The organism is Streptococcus suis, assembly GCF_002960425.1.
GTDB classification, from domain to species: domain Bacteria; phylum Bacillota; class Bacilli; order Lactobacillales; family Streptococcaceae; genus Streptococcus; species Streptococcus suis_S.
In genome coordinates, this window is sequence record NZ_POIZ01000042.1 from 61,677 (window position 1) to 81,962 (window position 20,286).

Annotated in this window: 14 protein-coding genes and 2 pseudogenes; 15 read left to right on the forward strand and 1 reads right to left on the reverse strand. The window is 43.5% G+C overall.

Features of this window, described 5'->3' with window-relative positions:
- The first annotated feature begins 6 nt into the window (after nt 1-6).
- The 15 genes and pseudogenes from C1G57_RS05220 (at nt 7) to pknB (ending at nt 18,153) form a co-directional block, all read left to right on the forward strand.
- Entirely contained in the window at nt 7-546 is a 540-nt protein-coding gene (locus C1G57_RS05220) for a YceD family protein (RefSeq protein WP_105114043.1), read from the forward strand.
- Between the two features lie 87 nt (nt 547-633).
- On the forward strand, nt 634-2,061 hold the full coding sequence (gene gndA / locus C1G57_RS05225) for an NADP-dependent phosphogluconate dehydrogenase (protein ID WP_105114044.1): 1,428 nt from the start codon (nt 634-636) through the stop codon (nt 2,059-2,061).
- Between the two features lie 343 nt (nt 2,062-2,404).
- Nucleotides 2,405-3,094, forward strand: coding sequence for a response regulator transcription factor (locus C1G57_RS05230; protein ID WP_105114045.1), 690 nt, complete (start codon nt 2,405-2,407; stop codon nt 3,092-3,094).
- Nucleotides 3,095-3,232: 138 nt separating this feature from the next.
- A complete protein-coding gene (locus C1G57_RS05235) occupies nt 3,233-4,357 on the forward strand; it encodes an AI-2E family transporter (protein WP_105114046.1) in 1,125 nt (374 codons plus the stop codon).
- Between the two features lie 86 nt (nt 4,358-4,443).
- Complete coding sequence (gene nrdR / locus C1G57_RS05240; RefSeq protein ID WP_105114047.1) at nt 4,444-4,935, forward strand: transcriptional regulator NrdR; 492 nt, start codon at nt 4,444-4,446, stop codon at nt 4,933-4,935.
- Complete coding sequence (locus C1G57_RS05245) at nt 4,922-6,073, forward strand: replication initiation/membrane attachment protein (RefSeq protein ID WP_105114048.1); 1,152 nt, start codon at nt 4,922-4,924, stop codon at nt 6,071-6,073. Before nrdR ends, C1G57_RS05245 begins: the two co-directional genes overlap by 14 nt.
- On the forward strand, nt 6,073-6,972 hold the full coding sequence (gene dnaI / locus C1G57_RS05250) for a primosomal protein DnaI (protein ID WP_105114049.1): 900 nt from the start codon (nt 6,073-6,075) through the stop codon (nt 6,970-6,972). Before C1G57_RS05245 ends, dnaI begins: the two co-directional genes overlap by 1 nt.
- A pseudogene (locus C1G57_RS05255) lies at nt 6,969-7,682 on the forward strand (NADPH-dependent oxidoreductase). Before dnaI ends, C1G57_RS05255 begins: the two are co-directional and overlap by 4 nt.
- 17 nt (nt 7,683-7,699) lie before the next feature.
- Entirely contained in the window at nt 7,700-9,010 is a 1,311-nt protein-coding gene (gene der, locus C1G57_RS05260; protein ID WP_105114050.1) for a ribosome biogenesis GTPase Der, read from the forward strand.
- Nucleotides 9,011-9,085: 75 nt separating this feature from the next.
- Nucleotides 9,086-9,424: an MFS transporter gene (locus C1G57_RS05265; protein WP_105114051.1), complete on the forward strand. Its 339-nt coding sequence runs from the start codon at nt 9,086-9,088 to the stop codon at nt 9,422-9,424.
- A 426-nt stretch (nt 9,425-9,850) separates the two neighbouring features.
- On the forward strand, nt 9,851-12,946 hold the full coding sequence (locus C1G57_RS05275; RefSeq protein WP_105114053.1) for a DEAD/DEAH box helicase: 3,096 nt from the start codon (nt 9,851-9,853) through the stop codon (nt 12,944-12,946).
- A gap of 192 nt (nt 12,947-13,138) precedes the next feature.
- A complete protein-coding gene (gene fmt / locus C1G57_RS05280; protein WP_105114054.1) occupies nt 13,139-14,077 on the forward strand; it encodes a methionyl-tRNA formyltransferase in 939 nt (312 codons plus the stop codon).
- A complete protein-coding gene (gene rsmB, locus C1G57_RS05285; protein WP_105114055.1) occupies nt 14,064-15,377 on the forward strand; it encodes a 16S rRNA (cytosine(967)-C(5))-methyltransferase RsmB in 1,314 nt (437 codons plus the stop codon). The genes fmt and rsmB overlap by 14 nt, the downstream gene beginning before the upstream one ends.
- Nucleotides 15,378-15,415: 38 nt before the next feature.
- Nucleotides 15,416-16,153, forward strand: coding sequence for a Stp1/IreP family PP2C-type Ser/Thr phosphatase (locus C1G57_RS05290; RefSeq protein WP_105114056.1), 738 nt, complete (start codon nt 15,416-15,418; stop codon nt 16,151-16,153).
- Nucleotides 16,153-18,153, forward strand: coding sequence for a Stk1 family PASTA domain-containing Ser/Thr kinase (gene pknB / locus C1G57_RS05295; protein ID WP_105114057.1), 2,001 nt, complete (start codon nt 16,153-16,155; stop codon nt 18,151-18,153). Before C1G57_RS05290 ends, pknB begins: the two co-directional genes overlap by 1 nt.
- A gap of 819 nt (nt 18,154-18,972) precedes the next feature.
- Here the strand turns inward: pknB and C1G57_RS05300 are convergent.
- Nucleotides 18,973-20,286: pseudogene (locus C1G57_RS05300) on the reverse strand (IS1182 family transposase); the annotation flags it as partial.

Genomic DNA, 20,286 nt, shown 5'->3' on the forward strand with positions numbered 1-20,286 from the left:
AAAATCATGTTTCATATTTATGATATTCAGAAAAATCCAGATGGAATATCCTTTGAGAAGATCTTGGATTTACAGGAAGACTTGCAGGCTCGAAATAGTGACGTTTTAGGCTTGTCGCCTGTCCAAGTAAGTGGAAATGTCCGTTTTGAATCCGGTTTCTTTTTCTTGGACTACCAGATGACCTACGATATTACCTTGGCTTCCAGCCGTTCCTTGCAACCAGTCCTTCTGCATGAGGTTCAAGAAGTCAATGAACTTTTTGTAGCCAATGAAGCAGTTCTTAAGGAGCAGGACTTGATTGACGAGGATATGGTTTTGGTAGTAGAAGACGACTACATTGTCCTAGAGGAAAGCGTGGCGGATAATATTCTTTTAGCCATTCCGATTAAGGTCTTGACACCTGAAGAAGAAGCTGGCACTGACCTGCCTTCTGGTCAAGCTTGGGCTTTGATGACCGAGGAAGATTTCCAACAAAAAGCGCAAGAGAAAAAAGAAGCTAATAGTCCTTTTGCACAATTGCAAGGCTTGTTTGACAGTGAAGAATAGTTTGGATGGTTAAATTATCTGAAAATTCTTGTCAATTTCAGCCTTTCGGTGTATAATAAAAGAGATAGAAATTAGAGGAGTAAACAAATGACAAAAGCAAATTTTGGTGTTGTAGGGATGGCCGTAATGGGTCGCAACTTGGCACTTAACGTAGAATCACGTGGTTATTCAGTAGCCATTTACAACCGTTCTGCTGATAAGACAGAAGATGTTGTAGCAAGCAACCCAGGTAAAAACTTGGTCCCAAGCTACGATGTAGAAAGCTTTGTAGCTTCTATTGAAAAACCACGCCGCATCATGCTCATGGTGCAGGCTGGACCTGGTACAGATGCAACCATTCAAGCCCTCTTGCCACACTTGGATGAAGGGGACATCTTGATCGATGGTGGTAATACCTTCTATGAAGACACGATCCGTCGTTCCAAAGAATTGGCTAACTCAGGTATCAACTTCATCGGTACAGGTGTATCTGGTGGTGAAAAAGGTGCCCTTGAAGGTCCATCTATCATGCCTGGTGGTCAAAAAGAAGCTTATGAATTGGTGGCAGATGTCTTAGAAGAAATTTCAGCAAAAGCTCCAGAAGATGGCGCTCCATGTGTGACCTACATCGGTCCAGACGGTGCTGGTCACTATGTAAAAATGGTCCACAACGGTATCGAGTATGGCGATATGCAGTTGATTGCGGAGTCTTATGACCTCATGCAACACTTGCTTGGCTTGTCAGTTGATGAAATGGCTGACATCTTTACTGAGTGGAACCAAGGCGAATTGGATAGCTACTTGATTGAAATTACAGCTGACATTTTGAAACGCAAGGATGACCAAGCTCAAGATGGTCCAATCGTTGACTATATCATGGATGCTGCTGGTAACAAGGGTACAGGTAAATGGACAAGCCAATCATCACTTGACTTGGGTGTGCCTTTGTCATTGATTACAGAGTCTGTTTTTGCTCGTTACATCTCAACTTACAAGGATGAGCGCGTGGCAGCCAGCAAAGTTCTTCCAAAACCAGCTCCGTTTGCATACGAAGGTGACAAGGCTGAATTGGTAGAAAAGATCCGTCAAGCCCTTTACTTCTCAAAAATTATGTCTTATGCACAAGGGTTTGCCCAACTGCGTGTAGCTTCTAAAGAAAACAACTGGAACTTGCCATTTGGTGAAATTGCTAAAATCTGGCGTGCAGGTTGTATCATCCGTGCTCGTTTCTTGCAAAAAATTACAGATGCTTATGGACGTGATGAAGACTTGGCTAACTTGCTCTTGGATGAATACTTCCTTGATGTGACCGCTAAGTACCAACAGGCTGTTCGCGATGTTGTTGCCTTGGCAGTTCAGGCAGGTGTACCTGTTCCAACCTTCTCAGCAGCGATTACCTACTTTGATAGCTACCGTGCTGAAAACTTGCCAGCTAACCTAATCCAAGCACAACGTGACTACTTCGGTGCCCACACATACAATCGTAAAGACAAAGAAGGTGTCTTCCACTACGATTGGTATAGCGAAACAAAATAAAAGAATGGGAGTGGGAAAGAACTCGACTGGTTTAAAAAAGAGTTCGTCAACAAGTCTTTATTTCTAGTTGTTGAGCTGAAACAGTCTATTCCGAGACTGTTTCACTCCCACCCCCGCACAGTTGATTAGGTCAGATTTGGAGTGTAAAACACGAATTGCAGAGATTTGCTTTGCAAATCTTATCTCCAACCTTTAACAGTCCACTGGACTGTTAAACCCAATCAACCACTGCGCTGAGATGTTGACACGAACTCTGGGTAGTGGAGCTGGGCTTGAGCCCAGCCTCTTCTTTCTAACTTGACGTTAGCTAATTTGATTGATAGAGAGAATAATGAAAGAGATAATGGCTAAGAAAATTTTGATTGCCGGAAGAGAGCGCAATCTTTCGCACTTTGTTTCCATGGAGCTGCAGAAGAAGGAGTATTTGGTAGATTATGCCTCAACAGGGAAAGAAGCCCTCTCCTTAGCTCATGAAACGGATTTTGATTTGATTTTGATGAGCTTTCAGCTTTCTGACATGTCTAGTAAGGAATTGTCTAGGGAGTTATTGGCCATCAAGCCTGCTAGTGTCATGATTGTGGCTATTGATTCTGCAGATGTTGCACAGCATGGGGAAGAGGTCCTTTCTTATGCCGTTTCCTATGTCGTCAAACCCTTTGTCATCAGTGACTTGGTGGAGCAGATCACAGCCATCTTCCGTGGACGTGACTTTATCGATAAGAACTGCAAGCGTGTTCCGCTACAGGCAGCCTATCGTGACTTGAAGGTTGATTTTCAGAATCGAACTGTCACTCGTGGTGATGAGTTGATTAATTTGACTAGGAGAGAATATGACCTCTTGGCTACCCTGATGAATAGTCCTGAACCTGTCAGTCGTGAGCAATTGTTAGAGCGGGTTTGGAAGTATGAAACCATGTCTGAAACAAATGTGGTAGATGTCTATATTCGCTATCTTCGCGGAAAATTAGATGTAGCTGGGAATCCTTCTTACATTAAGACAGTACGCGGTGTTGGCTATGCAATGCGGGATTAGTTTGAACTAGACTAGTGGTTCCAACTACAGTAACAAAGCGAGAATAAGGAAGGAGGTAGAGCGAACTTGATTTCTACTTCTTTTCTTTTTGGACTCCTTGTGTTACACTAGGACTAATCATGTTGAGATGGAGATGTTATGAATTCGTCATTTAAAGAAAAAGCTTTATTGATCTTACTGGCAGGAGCGACCCTTTTGGCAGTATTAAATTGGGATACGATTTACAAGGCTATCCAAATTTTATTGGGAAGCATGAATTCCCTCTTTATTGGTAGTGTTATTGCCTTTATTTTGAATGTTCCTATGAAAAAATTGGAGGATCTGTTAGAAAAGGTCTCCTTTCTTGAAAAATCCAAGCGCTCCCTAGCCATTGTTGGAGTATTGATTGGTTTTCTTTTGATTGTCACTGGCTTGGTGGTTATTGTCTTGCCTACCCTTATGACGACGGTATCCCAGTTGGTAACGGTTAGCAGCACGGCTATTCCTAAATCGGTCAATGCCTTGACAAGTTTTCTAGAAGAAAATGGGCTTTTGGCTGGTCAGGTTGGGGACCAGATTGCAGGAATGCTAGACCAGTTGAAAAACTTAACCTTTATTTCCAATCTGGTAACTCCTGTCTTGTCGGGCTTGGTATCCAATGTCACGGGGATTTTCTCCAATACCATGACGCTTGTGATGGCTTTCTTCTTTACCTTGGCTATCTTGGGGAGCAAGGAACAATTGCAGTCTATGACGGAAAAATTCTTAGAGGCTACTCTACCAGCCAAAGCGGTGAGGGTCATTGCTTACATCGGTGAAGTCATTATTGATACCTATGATAAATTCTTGATGAGCCAAATTGTAGAAGCCTGCATTATCGGAAGTCTGGTTTTTGTGACCTATTCTCTTTCTGGTATTCCTTATGCCAGCATGGCGGGAATTTTATCGGGTGTCTTATCATTCGTGCCTTACATTGGCCCCTTTACAGCCTGTCTGATTAGTGCCTTGTTTGTGGCAGTTCAAAATCCGCTCCTGGCACTCTGGTCTATTGTCCTCTTCCAGATTCTTCAGTTGATTGAGGGGAATGTGATTTATCCGCGCGTGGTTGGTCAATCAGTTGGTCTTCCGACCCTCTTTACTCTAGCCGCAGCCTTGATTGGTGGAAACTTGTTTGGCTTGCTTGGGATGGTCTTCTTTACCCCCATTTTTGCGGTTATTTACCGCCTGGTTCGTGAATGGGTGGCCAGTCGCTTGAAAAAGCAAGAGGATGCGACAGTCAGTTAAAATAGAAAGTGAGTTTTCTCGCTTTCTTTTATTTTTGCTGTTTTTATGCTATACTGAAGTGATAAAGAAGATGTAGGAGTGAGAGTATGCGTTGTCCAAAGTGTCAAAGTTTGAAATCAAGTGTTATTGATAGTCGTCAGGCTGAAGATGGCAATACCATCCGCCGTCGTCGTTCTTGCGATCAATGTGGTCAACGTTTTACCACCTATGAACGTGTTGAAGAAAAAACCTTAGTCGTCGTGAAGAAGGATGGGACCAGGGAACAGTTTTCCCGTGAAAAGATTTTCAATGGGATTATTCGTTCTGCTCAAAAACGTCCAGTATCGACCAGTGATATTGATGAAGTGGTCAATCGGATCGAGCAGAAGGTTCGCGCTCAAAGCGACGGAGAAGTCGAAAGTGACGTCATTGGTAATTTTGTCATGGATGAACTGGTGGAGTTGGATGAAATCACCTATGTGCGTTTCGCCTCTGTCTATCGTTCCTTTAAGGATGTAGAAGAATTGGAGAACTTGCTCAAACAGATGATTTCTAAGGGGAGTAAAGTAAAGTCAGGTGCTGCCAATGAAACCAAGTGATTTATTTACCTATATCAAGACTAGTCCCTTTACACCAGACATTGTCAGCCTCAGCCAGTGCTATCAACCGATCATCAGTTTTGATGCCCTAGCTCTCTACTACTACCTCTATAGTTTCTCGGATCAGGGCCAGGGACGTTTTAAATGGGCGACAATTCTCAACCATATGGATTTTGGGATGAAACGCTTGGAGCAGGCCTTGGATCTCTTATCTGCCATGGGGCTCCTGCAAGTCTATCGGGCAGATGAGTTGACGGGGCTAGCCTTACAGGCACCGCTGTCTGTCAAACAATTTTTGGACAAGCCCCTATACAAACAGTTATTGGCACAACGAATAGGTGAAGCCAGTGTAGAGGGCTTACAGGGTTCCAGACCTCCTCAAGAAAAGAATGTATCCAAGACCTTCTCTCAGGTCTTTACGCTTACTGGTCAGATTGAGGGGAGGTTTGAACCGAAACATGATTTTGACTGGTCTGCCTTCAAGGCCTTGATGGCAAAAGACAAGCTTCTTTTTCAAGATGAAGCAGAGGACATTATTGCTCTTAGTCACATAGCAGAGCAGGCAGGGTGGACTTGGTTGGAAACCTATCGTCAGGCAAAGGCAACGGCGATTGGTTTTACCCTATCTACTAAGCGCTTGCAACAGTCACGTCAGGCTAAACAGGTACCTGCAGGTCATTTAAGTCCTCAGGAACAGGCCATTGTTCGAGAGGCAAAAGCTAAGTCAAGTTCGGCTTTGCTCGCTTTTATCAAGGAGCAACGTAAGGCGGTCCCGACTGACACAGAGAAAAAGTGCTTGAAAGATCTGGCAAACTTGGGCTTGCTTGACGAAGTTATCAATGTCTTGGTCCTCTATACTTTTAACAAGGTGGATTCGGCCAATCTAAATGAAAAATATGCCATGAAGCTGGGTAATGATTTTTCCTATAAGGGAATTGCTAGTGCAGAGGCAGCTGTTCTTTACCTAAGAGAGTTGAAGACAGGTCAAGCACAGAGTAAACCCAAGCCAGAAAACAAAACCAATGTGCCGGAGTGGAGTAAGGAAGAGGTTCAGCAAGAACAAACGCAAGAAGGTCAAGCCAAGCTAGCTGCCCTTTATCGTGAATTAGAAGAAATGGAAAACAAAGGAGGTAGCTGATGAAATCAGTTCAAGACAAGTTGCCGCAGGCAACCAATTCAAGTCCAAAATCTTATCAGCAACTCTATCAGGAGATAGTGAGTGATCCTGAAGTCGCTGCTTTTATCAAAAAAGAAGGCTTGAGCCAGCAGGAAATCACTCTGTCCATTTCAAAGTTTTTGGAATATATCAGCCAGCGTGACCTCTTTGTCAAGCAAGACCAAGCCTATATTGCTAAGGGGTACCAACCAGTTTTGGTCATGAATGAGGGCTATGCGGATGTGTCCTATCTTGAGACAGAGGAATTGGTCGAATACCGTCGTTTGGAAGCCATCAAAAACCGCATCCAGCTCATCAATATGCCAGCAAGTTTGAAAAATGTAACCGTGGCGGATATTGATAAGAGCGATGAAAATCGTGTGGAAGTCATGTTGGCCATTGCGGATTTTGTCAAACGCTTTGAAGAAAAGCCAAAAGGTCTTTACATCTATGGCAATTTCGGTATTGGTAAAAGTTATTTGATGGCTTATTTAGCCAATTTGTTGTCCAAAACTCATCTTCAATCAACCACCATGCTCCACTATCCGACCTTTGTTGTCGATATAAAAAATGCTATCAAAGATGGTTCTGTCAAGGAGCGAATTGATGAAATCAAGATGGCTCAGGTCTTGGTGCTAGATGACATTGGAGCAGAGCAACATAGTCCGTGGGTGCGTGACGATGTTCTGCAGGTCATTCTGCAATACCGTATGCAGGAGAATCTGCCGACCTTCTTTACGTCTAATTTCTCCTTTGATGATTTGGAACGGCATTTTGCATCTGGCAAGTCTGGTGATGAAACCTGGCAGGCCAAACGGGTTATGGAGCGGATTCGCTACCTGGCTCGCGATTTGCATTTGAAAGGAAAGAACCGCCGATGAATGAAACCATTGATTTGATGCTGAACCATACTTCCGTCCGTCGTTTTACGGAAGAGCCCATTGAGGCGGAACATTTGCAAGCTATTCTTTCAGCTGGGCGAGCTGCGTCTAGCTGGAAGAATTTCCAGTCTTACTCTATTATTGTGGTGCAGTCGAAGGAGAAAAAACAGGCTCTCTATGATTTGGTGCCCCAGCCAGCTATTTTACAGGCTCAGGCCATTTTGGTTTTTGTGGGCGACCATAATCGTGCCAGTAAGGCGGCCTAACTCCATGGTTCAGACTTTGATGCAAAAGGAACAGAAAATCTCCTGATTTCTTCAGTCGACGCGGCTCTGGCAGGGCAAAATGCTCTTTTAGCAGCTGAAAGCCTGGGTTATGGTGGTGTCTTCATCGGTATGATTCGCCATAAGGCCTTGGCAATAGCAGAGCTGTTCAACTTGCCAGATTATACCTATCCAATTTTCTGTATTGCCTTGGGTCGACCAGCCCAAAACCATCCTGTCAAACCACGTTTGGCAAGTGAAACCATTGTCTTTCAGGAAGAATATGTGGAGCAAGGCGTGGAAGCCATCCAAGCCTACGACCAAGTTCAGACAGACTATGCAGGTGCCCGTCAGACAGAAACCTGGTCGGAGCGATTGGTTGCCCAGTTTGGTCAGCCAGAGCAGCCTGAAACGAGAGCAATTTTAGAAAAAAATAAACTATTGTAAGTAGAAGAGGAGGAGCCATGGCTCAACCAACTATCGCCATCGTTGGCCGTCCCAACGTTGGTAAATCAACCTTATTTAACCGTATTGCGGGGGAGCGGATTTCCATTGTCGAAGACGTGGAAGGTGTGACCCGTGACCGTATTTATGCTACTGGTGAGTGGCTCAACCGCAAGTTTTCCTTGATTGATACAGGTGGTATCGACGATGTGGATGCACCTTTCATGGAACAAATCAAGCACCAGGCTGAGATTGCTATGGATGAAGCAGATGTTATCGTCTTTGTTGTTTCAGGTAAAGAAGGTGTGACAGATGCGGATGAGTATGTATCGCGTATCCTTTATAAGACCAACAAACCAGTCATTTTGGTTGTCAATAAAGTCGATAACCCTGAAATGCGTAATGACATTTACGATTTCTATTCGCTTGGTCTTGGGGATCCCTATCCAGTATCATCTGTGCATGGTATCGGTACAGGGGATGTCTTGGATGCGATCATTGAAAATCTGCCAGTCCAAGAAGCAGAAGAAAATCCAGATATTATCAAGTTCAGCTTGATTGGTCGTCCAAACGTTGGAAAATCAAGTTTGATTAACGCTATTTTGGGTGAAGAGCGCGTGATTGCGTCGCCTGTTGCTGGAACGACTCGAGATGCCATTGATACGCACTTTACAGACTCAGAAGGTCAAGAATTTACCATGATTGACACCGCAGGGATGCGCAAGTCTGGTAAGGTCTATGAAAATACGGAGAAATACTCCGTTATGCGTGCCATGCGTGCCATTGAGCGTTCAGATGTTATACTCATGGTCATCAATGCAGAAGAAGGCATCCGCGAGTACGACAAACGCATCGCAGGCTTTGCCCATGAAGCTGGTAAGGGAATGATTATCGTCGTCAACAAGTGGGACACGCTTGAAAAAGATAACCACACCATGAAGAAATGGGAAGATGATATCCGCGACCAATTCCAATACTTGTCTTACGCACCTATTATCTTTGTATCAGCCTTGACCAAGCAACGCTTGCATAAGTTGCCTGAGATGATTAAGGCCATTAGTGAAAGCCAGAATACCCGTATTCCGTCGGCTGTTCTCAACGATGTTATCATGGATGCCATTGCTATTAACCCGACACCAACTGACAAGGGTAAACGCTTGAAAATTTTCTACGCGACCCAGGTTGCGACCAAGCCACCAACATTTGTGGTCTTTGTCAACGAAGAAGAGCTCATGCACTTCTCCTATATGCGTTTCTTGGAAAATCAAATCCGCAAGGCCTTTGTCTTCGAAGGAACACCGATTCATCTGATTGCACGAAAACGGAAATAAGAAAGAGAGGTCAAACCTCTTTTTTCTTTGCAATTATTCGTAAATATGCTAGAATGGGACTAGGAGGTGGTTCTTATGGTAGCGATTCCGATTTGGCGTTCTTTTTTGATATTGCTTTCTTTTTCATCATTTTTTCTTGTATTTTATGAAGACAGTCAGTATAAGCCTTTCGGCTTTCGGTATTGGCTGGGGCTGGTGGCTTGCATCTGGCTCAATTTGGTGACTTTGGCATCCTATTTTATCGCTTTTACAGGTGGTTCGATTATGGTCTATAATCAGTATAAACTGCCATTGGTCGTGATATTCCTTTTTTGTCTATTCTTGGCTAGTATGCTTACCTTTCTTTCCTTTAAGGCTATCAATATGATGATTCGACGAACAAAATATTATCGACAGGTCAGAAAGGAAGGCTAGTATGGAATTTTTTGGTGAGTTGCTAGTGGAGTTTTTGACTGGATTGGCAGACTTCGATGAAAAGAAACACCCTCCCTTTGGAATTCGCTATTGGCTAGGTTGGTTGGGTCTTCTGACCAATCTCTTGATGCTCTTCTTTCTTACATTTGTAACGCTAGTTTTCTCCCTGATGTTTGCGGAAGGAAGGGGATGGAGTTTCCTCGTTTTAGCTCTCCTTTTCATGCCTATTCTGTTCTTTTGGCTCTATAAAACCCTTGGTTTTATCAGGAAAATGTGGCATGTCACACTGTATTATAGAAAGATTTCTAAGAACATCAGTTGAGTGAACTGGTGTTTTTTGGTGCCTTGGCAAAGAATTCTGCCACAAAATATGCTATAATGAAAAGATAATATTTTAGATTGTGCTAAGTCAAAAGAGGTAGTTGAATGGGTCGGATGATGCCTGGGCGAATTCGCCAAGAAGGAATTGATTTGTATGAGGCTGGGAAACTGACTGTTCTTCATAGTGAGAATGGGAAGATGGAGCTGGATATTGCTGGAGAGCGCTTTATTTATAGTGATGATGACAGTGATTTACTCTGTAGTTGTGACTTATTTCAAAGAAAGGGCTACTGTCAGCATCTGGCTGCCACGGAGTATTATTTAAAAAATGATGGTTCTGGGAAAGATCTGAAGCAGTCATTGAAGGAAGAAGGGGAGCAGCATAAGGAAACGGTGCGTCGGACCTATTTTGGTGGCCTCTTTTTAGATGAGATTTTGGGGTCAAAACCAGAAGAACTGGGCATCAAATACCGTCTGTCTGTAGAGGGAAACCTCTTGCCCTATGACCGGCAGATTGACTGGACCCTGAAAATCAGTCGCTTGCCTGATACCCGTGCCTATATTGTGCGGGACATTGGTGCTTTTTTGCGGTTGCTCAAGACCAATGGCCATTACCAAATTGGGAAAAATTACTACGAGCAGCTAGCCTATGAAAATTTTGATGAGCCCAGTCAGGCAGTCCTAGATTTTCTTTGGAACTTGGTTCCTGAGAAGGTGACTTTAGATTCGGATATTTTGATCCACTTTGGCCGTCATTTTCGGTTGCCTCAAGCCTATTTTGAAGAGGGCTTAGAATTGTTGAATCGGCTGGATGGCTTTGTCTTTACCTACCAGCAGCAATCCTATTCGTCCTTGATGGTACTTCCTTTGACGGAGGAAGCTGGTCTGTATCATTTTGAAGTAACGGTCCATACGCTCATGATTGAAATGGTCATTCATGAAAAACGTGTCCGTCCCCTTTTTCAAGGTCGTTATATCTTGGTAGATGGCGTTATTTATTGTGCGGATCGGAAGCAGGAACAGCTAATTGCCCAGATTTCGAACTTGGTTCCTACCGAGTCAGGCTTGAGAAAGGTTCAGGTTGACTTTCAAGATCAGAATCGCTTGGCTCTGACTTTGCTGGATTTGCAGACCATTGGGACGGTCAAGGCACCCAAACGTTTTAAAATACATGATTTCACACCTCATTTCCATATGGAGATGGAGGCAAGTGGTAGCTTAATCTTGCATTTGGTTTTGGATTTTGATGGTCGCTTGGTCAGAAGTGAAGAAGAGTTGAGTTTGCTACCATTTGCCAGCCATTTTCAGCACCTAGAGGCTGTCTATCAGGCAATCGGTTTGGCTGGTTTTCGTGGCAAATACCTGGCTCATAGACCTGCCCTCAGTCAACAGGAGCTGTATCCATTTTTCCGCCAGCAGTTACCACTTTTAGAGAGCATGGGGCAGGTTCATCTGTCAGAAAATCTTCAGTCTCTTGTGATAGAAGCCAAACCCCAGTTGGAAATTGTCAGGAATGGCTCGCTTTTGGATATTTCATTTGATCTGACAGGCATTGCTCAATCCGAAATTGATCAGGCGCTGCAAGCCTTGCTCAATCAAGAAGACCACTATAGCAGTCCGAGTGGTAGGGTCCTAGTCTTTGATGAGGAAACTAAGAAAATTAGCCAGACCCTGCTGCAACTGAGAGCCAAGCATGGCAAGGGGGGACAGATACAAGTTCACTCCTTGGCGGGTTATCAATTAGCCCAGTCCCTGTCAGGTTTTGATCAGGTTCGTTTTTCCAAGGATTTTCAGGAAATGGCTGCCTATCTTGCACAGCCAGACAGTTTTCCGATGCCAGATGTGGATGTGAAAACAGAGCTTAGGGACTACCAGCAAACAGGTGTTAAGTGGTTGTCCATGCTGGATCATTATGGTTTTGGCGGTATTTTGGCGGATGATATGGGACTTGGCAAGACCCTGCAAACCATTGCTTTTCTGTCCAGTCGGATGACGGAGACCACTCGTGTATTGATTCTGGCACCCTCTAGTTTGATTTACAACTGGGCGGAAGAATGCAAGCGATTTGCTCCAGACTTGGACCTAGCTGTTGTTCATGGAAGTAAGGAACAGCGAGTAGACGTGATTGGTCAGGAGCATCAAATCTTGGTGACCTCCTATCCATCCTTTAGACAGGATAGTGACCTTTATAAGCAAGAGCATTTTGACTACCTGATTTTAGACGAAGCCCAGGTCATGAAAAATGCCCAATCCAAAATTGCTCAGTTACTGCGAGAATTTGAGGTGGGAAATTGTTTTGCTCTTTCGGGAACCCCTATTGAAAATCATTTGACAGAATTATGGTCTATTTTTCAAATTGTTCTTCCAGGTTTATTGCCCGGAAAACAAGCCTTTGGGAAATTGGCAACCAAAGATATTGCCCGAACCATTCAGCCCTTTGTCCTTAGACGGCATAAGGAAGATGTTCTGCAGGAACTACCTGACTTGACAGAGATCAATGTTTTAAATGAATTGACTGATGAGCAAAAAACTATCTACCTGGCCCAGCTCCAGCAAATGCAGTCCAAGATTATCGGGGCTGATGATGCCCAAATCAATCGCAGCAAGATTGAGATTTTATCTGGGATTACGCGATTACGTCAAATCTGTGATACGCCTAGTCTCTTTATGGATGATTTTCAAGGTGAGAGTGGCAAGCTCAATAGCCTGAAAGAACTGTTGGTGCAACTGAAAGAGGGGGAACACAGGGTCTTGATTTTCTCCCAATTTAGAAACATGCTGGAGCAAATCGAAGGTCAATTAAATGAGCTTGGTCTGACTTCCTATACTTTGACGGGCTCGACCCCGGCTAATCAACGCCAAGAAATGACCCAGGCCTTTAATGCAGGTAGTCGGGATGTCTTCCTCATTTCCTTGAAAGCAGGTGGGGTTGGTCTCAATTTGACTGGTGCAGACACGGTTATTCTGGTTGACCTCTGGTGGAACCCTGCTGTGGAAGCCCAGGCCATTAGCCGTGCCCATCGTATGGGTCAGACTGAAAAAGTAGAATGCTACCGCCTGATTACCAGAGGAACCATTGAAGAAAAAATCCAAGCCCTTCAGGAAAATAAGAAAAATCTGGTCAAAACGGTTCTTGACGGTAGTGAAAGCCGTGCAAACTTGACGGTTGAAGATATTCGTGCTATTTTGGGGATAGAATGAGCTCAATTTGATATTAGTTACTTGAGTCTTATAGCCGTTTATCAACTGCAAGGTGGTTAGAGTTTCCAAAGTCCAAACATTGCAGAGTTAAAAGAACCTTTAGTTAAGGAAAAAATAAGCAAAAATGGTATAATTAAGGGATACTAGGAGTGGTAGAAACGATTAAAGGAAAAAGGAGATGAGGACACAAACATGACCAAGTTGATTTTTATGGGAACTCCGGCGTTTTCGGCGACAGTTTTAAAAGGTCTTTTGGCTGATAACCAGTATGAAATCCTAGCGGTTGTTACCCAGCCAGATCGAGCTGTTGGACGAAAAAAAGTCATCCAAATGACCCCTGTGAAAGAAGTAGCCTTGGAATACCAATTACCAGTCTATCAACCTGAAAAGTTATCTGGTAGCCAAGAACTAGATGAGCTGATGAATTTGGAAGCTGATGGGATTGTAACAGCAGCTTTTGGGCAATTCCTACCAACTAAAATGTTGAACTCTGTTGACTTTGCGGTCAATGTCCATGCTTCTCTTCTTCCTAAGTACCGTGGTGGAGCACCTATCCACTATGCTTTGATAAATGGAGATGAACGAGCAGGCGTAACCATTATGGAGATGGTTAAGGAAATGGATGCGGGAGACATGATTTCCAGCGATAGCATTGCTATTGAAGAAAGTGACAATGTCGGCAGCTTGTTTGAAAAGTTGGCTGTAGTTGGTCGGGATTTGTTATTGCGCACCTTGCCAGCCTATATTGCTGGGGACTTGAAACCAGTGGCTCAAAATCCAGAACAGGTAACTTTTTCACCTAACATTCGACCAGAAGAAGAGGTGCTGGATTGGAACAAATCTGCTCGCCAACTCTTCAATCACATTCGCGGTATGTATCCGTGGCCAGTTGCCCACACCTATTGGCAAGGGGAACGGTTTAAAATTCAAGAAGCTGTAGAAACAGAAGGTACAGGACCAGTCGGTCAAGTCATTGCTCGAAGCAAGAAAGAATTGGTCATTGCGACAGGTCAGGGAGCCCTTTCCCTGAAAACAGTCCAACCAGCTGGTAAGCCTAAAATGACCATTGCAGACTTTTTAAATGGTGCAGGTCGAGATATTGCAATAGGAGATCAATTTGGTGGTCAATAAACATGAAACAGCCAGAGGTCTAGCCTTATCTGTATTGGAACAAGTCTTTGATCAGGGGGCTTACTCGAATATCGCCCTCAATAAGGCTCTGGAAGCTTCGAATTTGTCGGCTCAGGACAAGGGCTTGGCGACCGAGTTGGTCTATGGGACGGTTTCTCGGAAGATAACACTGGAATGGTACCTAGCACATGTTATTGAAGATAGAGAGAAATTGGACACTTGGGTCTATTATCTCCTCATGTTGAGCCTCTACCAGTTGGTATATTTGGACAAGTTGCCACCCCACGCAGTTGTCAATGACGCTGTAAATCTTGCAAAGAGAAAGCCTGGAACCGACAAGTTTGTCAATGCTATTTTGCGCAAAATGAGCCAATCGACCTTGCCAGATCCAACAGGCATCAAACGGAAAAATAAGAGGCTATCTGTCCAATATTCTGTGCCAGTTTGGTTGGTCCAAACCCTGATAGCAGAATATGGTGACGAGCGAGCGGAGCGGATTTTCCAAAGTCTGCATATTCGAAATAAGGCCAGCATCCGTGTAACAGATGGTAAGCAAGTAGAAGGATTGGCAGAGGAGCTAGATGCCCAACAATCGCAGTTATCACCAGTCGGCCTAGTCAAGGGCCAGGGACATTTTGCGGCTACTGATTACTTTAAACAAGGTCTGATTACCATTCAGGATGAAACCAGTCAATTAGTGGCGCCAACTTTGGATATACAAGGGGATGAACTCATCTTGGATGCCTGTGCAGCCCCTGGTGGAAAAACCTGTCACATGGGCTCTTATCTGACAAGTGGCAAAATCCTTGCCCTAGATTTGTACGAACACAAACTAGCCTTGATTGAAGAAAATGCCCAACGCTTAGGCTTAGCAGATAAGATCGAAACCAAACGCCTAGACGCCAGTCGCGTTCATGAGGAATTTGGTCCAGATACCTTTGATAAAATCCTAGTGGATGCCCCATGTTCTGGAATGGGTCTCATTCGCCGTAAACCAGATATTCGCTATAACAAGGCGGCTATGGATTTTGATTCTCTAAAGGCAATCCAGTTGCAGATTTTGGACAGCGTTTGCCAAAGCCTGAAAATAGGTGGTATAATAACCTATAGCACCTGCACGATTATTGCCAAGGAAAACCAAGAGGTTATTCACGAATTTTTACAAAATCACCCCAATTTTGAACAGGTCATGCTAGAGCATCCTAAATCAGATACTATGGTGGATGGTTGCCTCTTGATCACCCCTGAACAATACCAGACAGATGGCTTTTTCATCGGTCAATTTAGAAGAAAATCCTAGAATAAGAGGAGGAAGTTGCATAGCAACGATAGAAAATTATGGAAATTGCATTACTTACTGACGTTGGACAAAAACGTTCGAACAACCAAGACTATATCAACTGTTACAAGAACCGTGCGGGTATCGACTTGGTCGTTCTGGCAGATGGTATGGGTGGTCACCGCGCCGGTCATATTGCCAGTGAAATGGCTGCGACAGATTTAGGTGCAGCCTGGGTTGATACGCAACTGGTGACCTTGAATGATGTTCGTGAATGGCTGATTGCCATCATCGATGCAGAAAATCAAAAAATCCATGAGCTTGGACAAACAGAAGAATATAGAGGAATGGGAACCACGCTAGAGGCAGTTGTGGTGATTGATAATCAGATGATTTATGCCCATGTCGGAGACTCTCGCGTTGGTTTGATTAGAAATGGAGAGTATACTCGTTTAACTAATGACCATTCCTTAGTTGGTGCCCTTGTTCGTGCAGGTCAGTTGACAGAAGAAGAAGCCCTTCGTCACCCTCAGAAAAATATCGTTACCCAGTCAATTGGACAGGCAGAACCCATTGAGCCAGATATTGCTTTGAAAACTCTGGAAGTTGGTGATTACGTTCTGATTAACAGCGATGGTTTGACAAATATGGTATCTGTGGAAGATATTCGTGATATTGTCGTGAGTGGTGTATCATTGGAAAGTAAGGCAGAAACCTTGGTTCGTTTTGCCAATAATGCAGGAGGTTTGGATAATATTACAGTAGGTCTACTTCATATTACAGAGGAGGCTCGGTAATGATTCAAATCGGTAAGATCTTTGCTGGGCGCTATCGGATTGTCCGGCAAATTGGTCGAGGCGGTATGGCGGATGTCTATCTGGCTAGAGATTTGATTTTGGATGGTGAGGAAGTGGCTGTTAAGGTTCTTCGTACTAACTATCAAACTGATCAGATTGCCATCCAACGGTTCCAACGGGAAGCGCGTGCGATGGCAGACTTGGATCATCCCAATATTGTTCGTATTTCGGACATTGGTGAGGAAGATGGTCAACAGTATCTGGCCATGGAGTATGTCAACGGCCTTGACCTGAAGCGTTATATTAAGGAAAATGCCCCCCTTTCAAATGATGTGGCAGTGCGTATCATGGGGCAGATTCTCCTAGCCATGCGGATGGCCCATACACGGGGCATTGTTCATAGGGACTTGAAACCCCAGAACGTTATCTTGACCTCAAATGGTGTCGCTAAGGTGACAGACTTTGGTATTGCAGTGGCCTTTGCGGAAACTAGTTTGACCCAAACCAATTCAATGCTGGGCTCTGTTCATTATCTTTCGCCAGAGCAGGCGCGTGGTTCGAAAGCAACCATTCAAAGTGATATCTATGCAATGGGGATTATTCTCTTCGAGATGTTGACAGGACGGATTCCTTATGATGGTGATAGTGCGGTAACCATTGCCCTCCAGCATTTCCAAAAACCACTGCCATCTGTCAGAGAAGAGAATGCAAATGTCCCTCAAGCACTTGAAAATGTTGTGTTAAAAGCGACAGCTAAAAAATTAAACGAGCGCTATAAGTCTGTTGCAGAAATGTACACAGATTTGGCTTCGTCCCTGTCCTTGGATCGTAGAAATGAACCCAAGATTGTACTGGAAGATAACAAGGTAGATACAAAAACCTTGCCTAAGCTCTCTCAGGCTAATGTTGATATCAAGCCGGCAGCTAATGCAGAGGCTGCCAAAACCAAGGCTGAGAAACAGCCGACAAGTAAGCAGGACAATGCAAAACAAAAAGGGGTTGCTAAGCCAGTGGCGAAAGCGAGACAAGGAGTTCGAACTCGTTTCAAAGTCTTGTTAGGTGTATTTCTGTTGACCCTCATGGCAGTTGGGATTGTGTTTTTCAATTCACCAAGAACAGTCACTGTACCGAATGTAGCGGGACAAACTGTTGAAAAAGCACAAGAAATGATTGAAGTGGCTGGATTGGAAGTAGGGAGTGTAACCAAAGAGGCAACCAATGACGTTGCTGAAGGTTTAGTGATTCGTACTTCGCCAGGAGCTAAGACCTCAAAACGTCAGGGGAGTAAGGTTGATCTGATTATTGCAACTGCTGCCATGGTCGTTATTCCAGATGTTAGCGGTAAAGATTTGGCTACTGCCCAGCAAGAATTGGAAGCGCTGGGATTACAGGTTTCTGTTAAAGAGGAGTATAGCCTAACGGTTGATAAAGGCATGGTCATCAAGACTAGCCCAGAAGTCAATGCGTCTATTGAAAAAGGTGGTAGTATCACTCTCTATGTTTCTAAAGGAGTTGTGGTACCAAATGTAGTTGGCAGAAGTCAGGAATCGGCGAGTCAGATACTTCAAGATGCAGGTTTTTATATCGGAACTGTAACACAGGTCTATAGTTCATCTGTTGAGGCTGGTCAAGTCATTAGTACAGATCCAGTAGCTGATACAGAACTTGAAAGAGGCTCAGTCATCAATTTGGAAATTTCCAAAGGCAAGGAATTGATTATGCCTGATTTAACATCTGGTCATATCACTTATTCACAAGCTAGCAGTCAACTGCAAACTTTGGGCGTCAAGGTTGCCAATATCGAAAAACAGGAGGATAGGAGTTACTATTCAACGACTAGTGATATTGTGATTGGTCAGTATCCAGCAGCTGGTAGTACTATCGAAGGGACTGTTACTCTTTATGTATCGGTAGCCTCAGCGAGTGCTAGCTCGACAAGTAGTAGCATAAACTCTTCTGCTTCCACTCCGACTTCGACATCAACAGATACCAGTGAATAAAGTTATTGTAGGCGATAGACTGCTCAGAATTAAAATTTCTACTTTTAAAGTTTGACTCACTGTGCGACACGCTTCATGAAGTTTTTCGTCTTTTATTTGTTGTTAAAGATAAAGGTACCAAATCAAAAGTTTTGAAGGCATTAAAACAAGCATTTCAATACGCTTGACCATCCGATGCCCCTCAATCATTTCCAAATCTTTGTATTGACACAGACGACGGGAAATATCAATTAATTTCTGTACAATTTTGTAGTAAATCGTTTTTTCGTGGCACTTAGGTATGATAGTTAATTGATATGACACATCCATTTACTATGTTGTAAACTGTAACCGATTTTTATCATAACAAGAAGTTCCAATTAAGAGTTGCTCATTTTTCATTCTGTATTTAAAAAATATCGACAAAATAACTCTAAAAGTATGAAAATACGTAAGCAATTCAACTCAGAACAGCTAAGTCTTGAGAAAATCTTGCTTGGGAGTGACCCGTAGCGTAGGAGGTACGTCTGTTTAGTCAGTTTGCCGAAGTCATTATTTAAGTAATTTTATTAGATAGGGCTTCTAACACTAGTTCAGTCTGTTATGTTGCTCGAAAAGTTTTTACTTTCCTATAATTTCCAAATCTACATTCAATGAAAATCAAAAACAGACTAGGCGACGCAGATGCAGATAGAACCCTGTTACTATTTTATTTCAAGGTAGCAGGCTGAGGCTGGGCAAAAACTAGCCAATAAATAAAAACGCAGATAGATTCGAGCTGCTTCTGATGAAATCCAGCCGTACTGTCTGTGTTTTTCTTTTTATCTCTATTATCTTGGACTAATTTCTTAGCCAATTTCGTGAGATTCATACTCATTAGGAGGAATCCTATCTCAGTTTCAACCACTTTTTGACCTCTGACATGGACTCTGCGCACGCCAAAAACACCCTTCATCCTACCAAATACAGGTTCGACATCCACCTTGCGTTTGGCATAAATGCGGGCTCCCTCTTTACTTGTCAATTCCTCTTTGACTAAGTTCTTGAAATAGTTCCACGTAGGATTGTACTGAATTTGTTTGAGGTTTCCTTTTTCCGTCCGTGCTAACTGGTCTAACTCTTCACTAGCTTGTACAGGATCAGCTTCGTAAATCTTAATATCTTTCTCAAATCCATACTTGTCCGTTCTTCGTGAATAATTCTTAAACGAGTAGACAACCCCATCTGGTTTTATCCACTGGTCAGAATCTTCTAGATAGGTCCAGTTTTCAGGATTGGCATCACTCTTCTTGTAGCTTTTCTTCTGCTCTTTCTGATATGTTCCGTAGGGGATCAGAGGTGTTTTCTCCAGGTCATCAAGGATAAAGCTATAATTTTCTTCACTACCATAACCTGCATCCGCGACAATGTGTTGAAAGAGTTCTAAGGTTTGGATGGATTGAAGAAAGGGCTTGAGTGTACGAGTGTCAGTTGGATTCGGATACAATCCGTAAGCTAAGGCAAACTGGTTGTTTGTACCAAGTTGGAGGTTGTAACCAGGCTTGAGCTGACCATTCTTCATATGATCTTCTTTCATTCGCATGAATGTTGCATCGTGATCCGTTTTAGAATAGGAATTTCGCTCTTGTAGAATCTGTTTATCTCGTTCGTACTTCTGTTTCCGAACAAGAAAATCCTCTTTCAACTTTCTCTTTAGTTTCTTAATTCTTCTTCGTTTCTGTCTGTTGGCTGATCCACCTTTAATGACTTTCGGCTCTTGTGAGATAGCTTCTTCCACCTCGTCCAATACTTGTTCTGTCTCATGTAGGAGTTGTTTGAGTCCCTCGCTAGTGAGGCATTCTTCCTTGGACAAGGCAGTATTCACCCCTTCTTGAACTAGCTTGTCATAAAGGGCAGAAATGTTTCCATTCAAGGCATCTTCATAGCATTCAACGGCCTTTTTCCACGTGAAAGAATACTTGTTGGCATCAGCTTCTACCTTAGTCCCGTCAATGAAGAGAGCCTCATCTTCAATCAAGCCATTCTCTCTGAGGAGGAGAGTGAAGTAGATGAAGGCAGTTTTGATGAGCTGGTTGGCGTGTGTGCTAGCCCTAAAACTATTGATGGTCCGATAACAGACATAGGTATCCTGACTCAGCCATTTCATAGGAACTT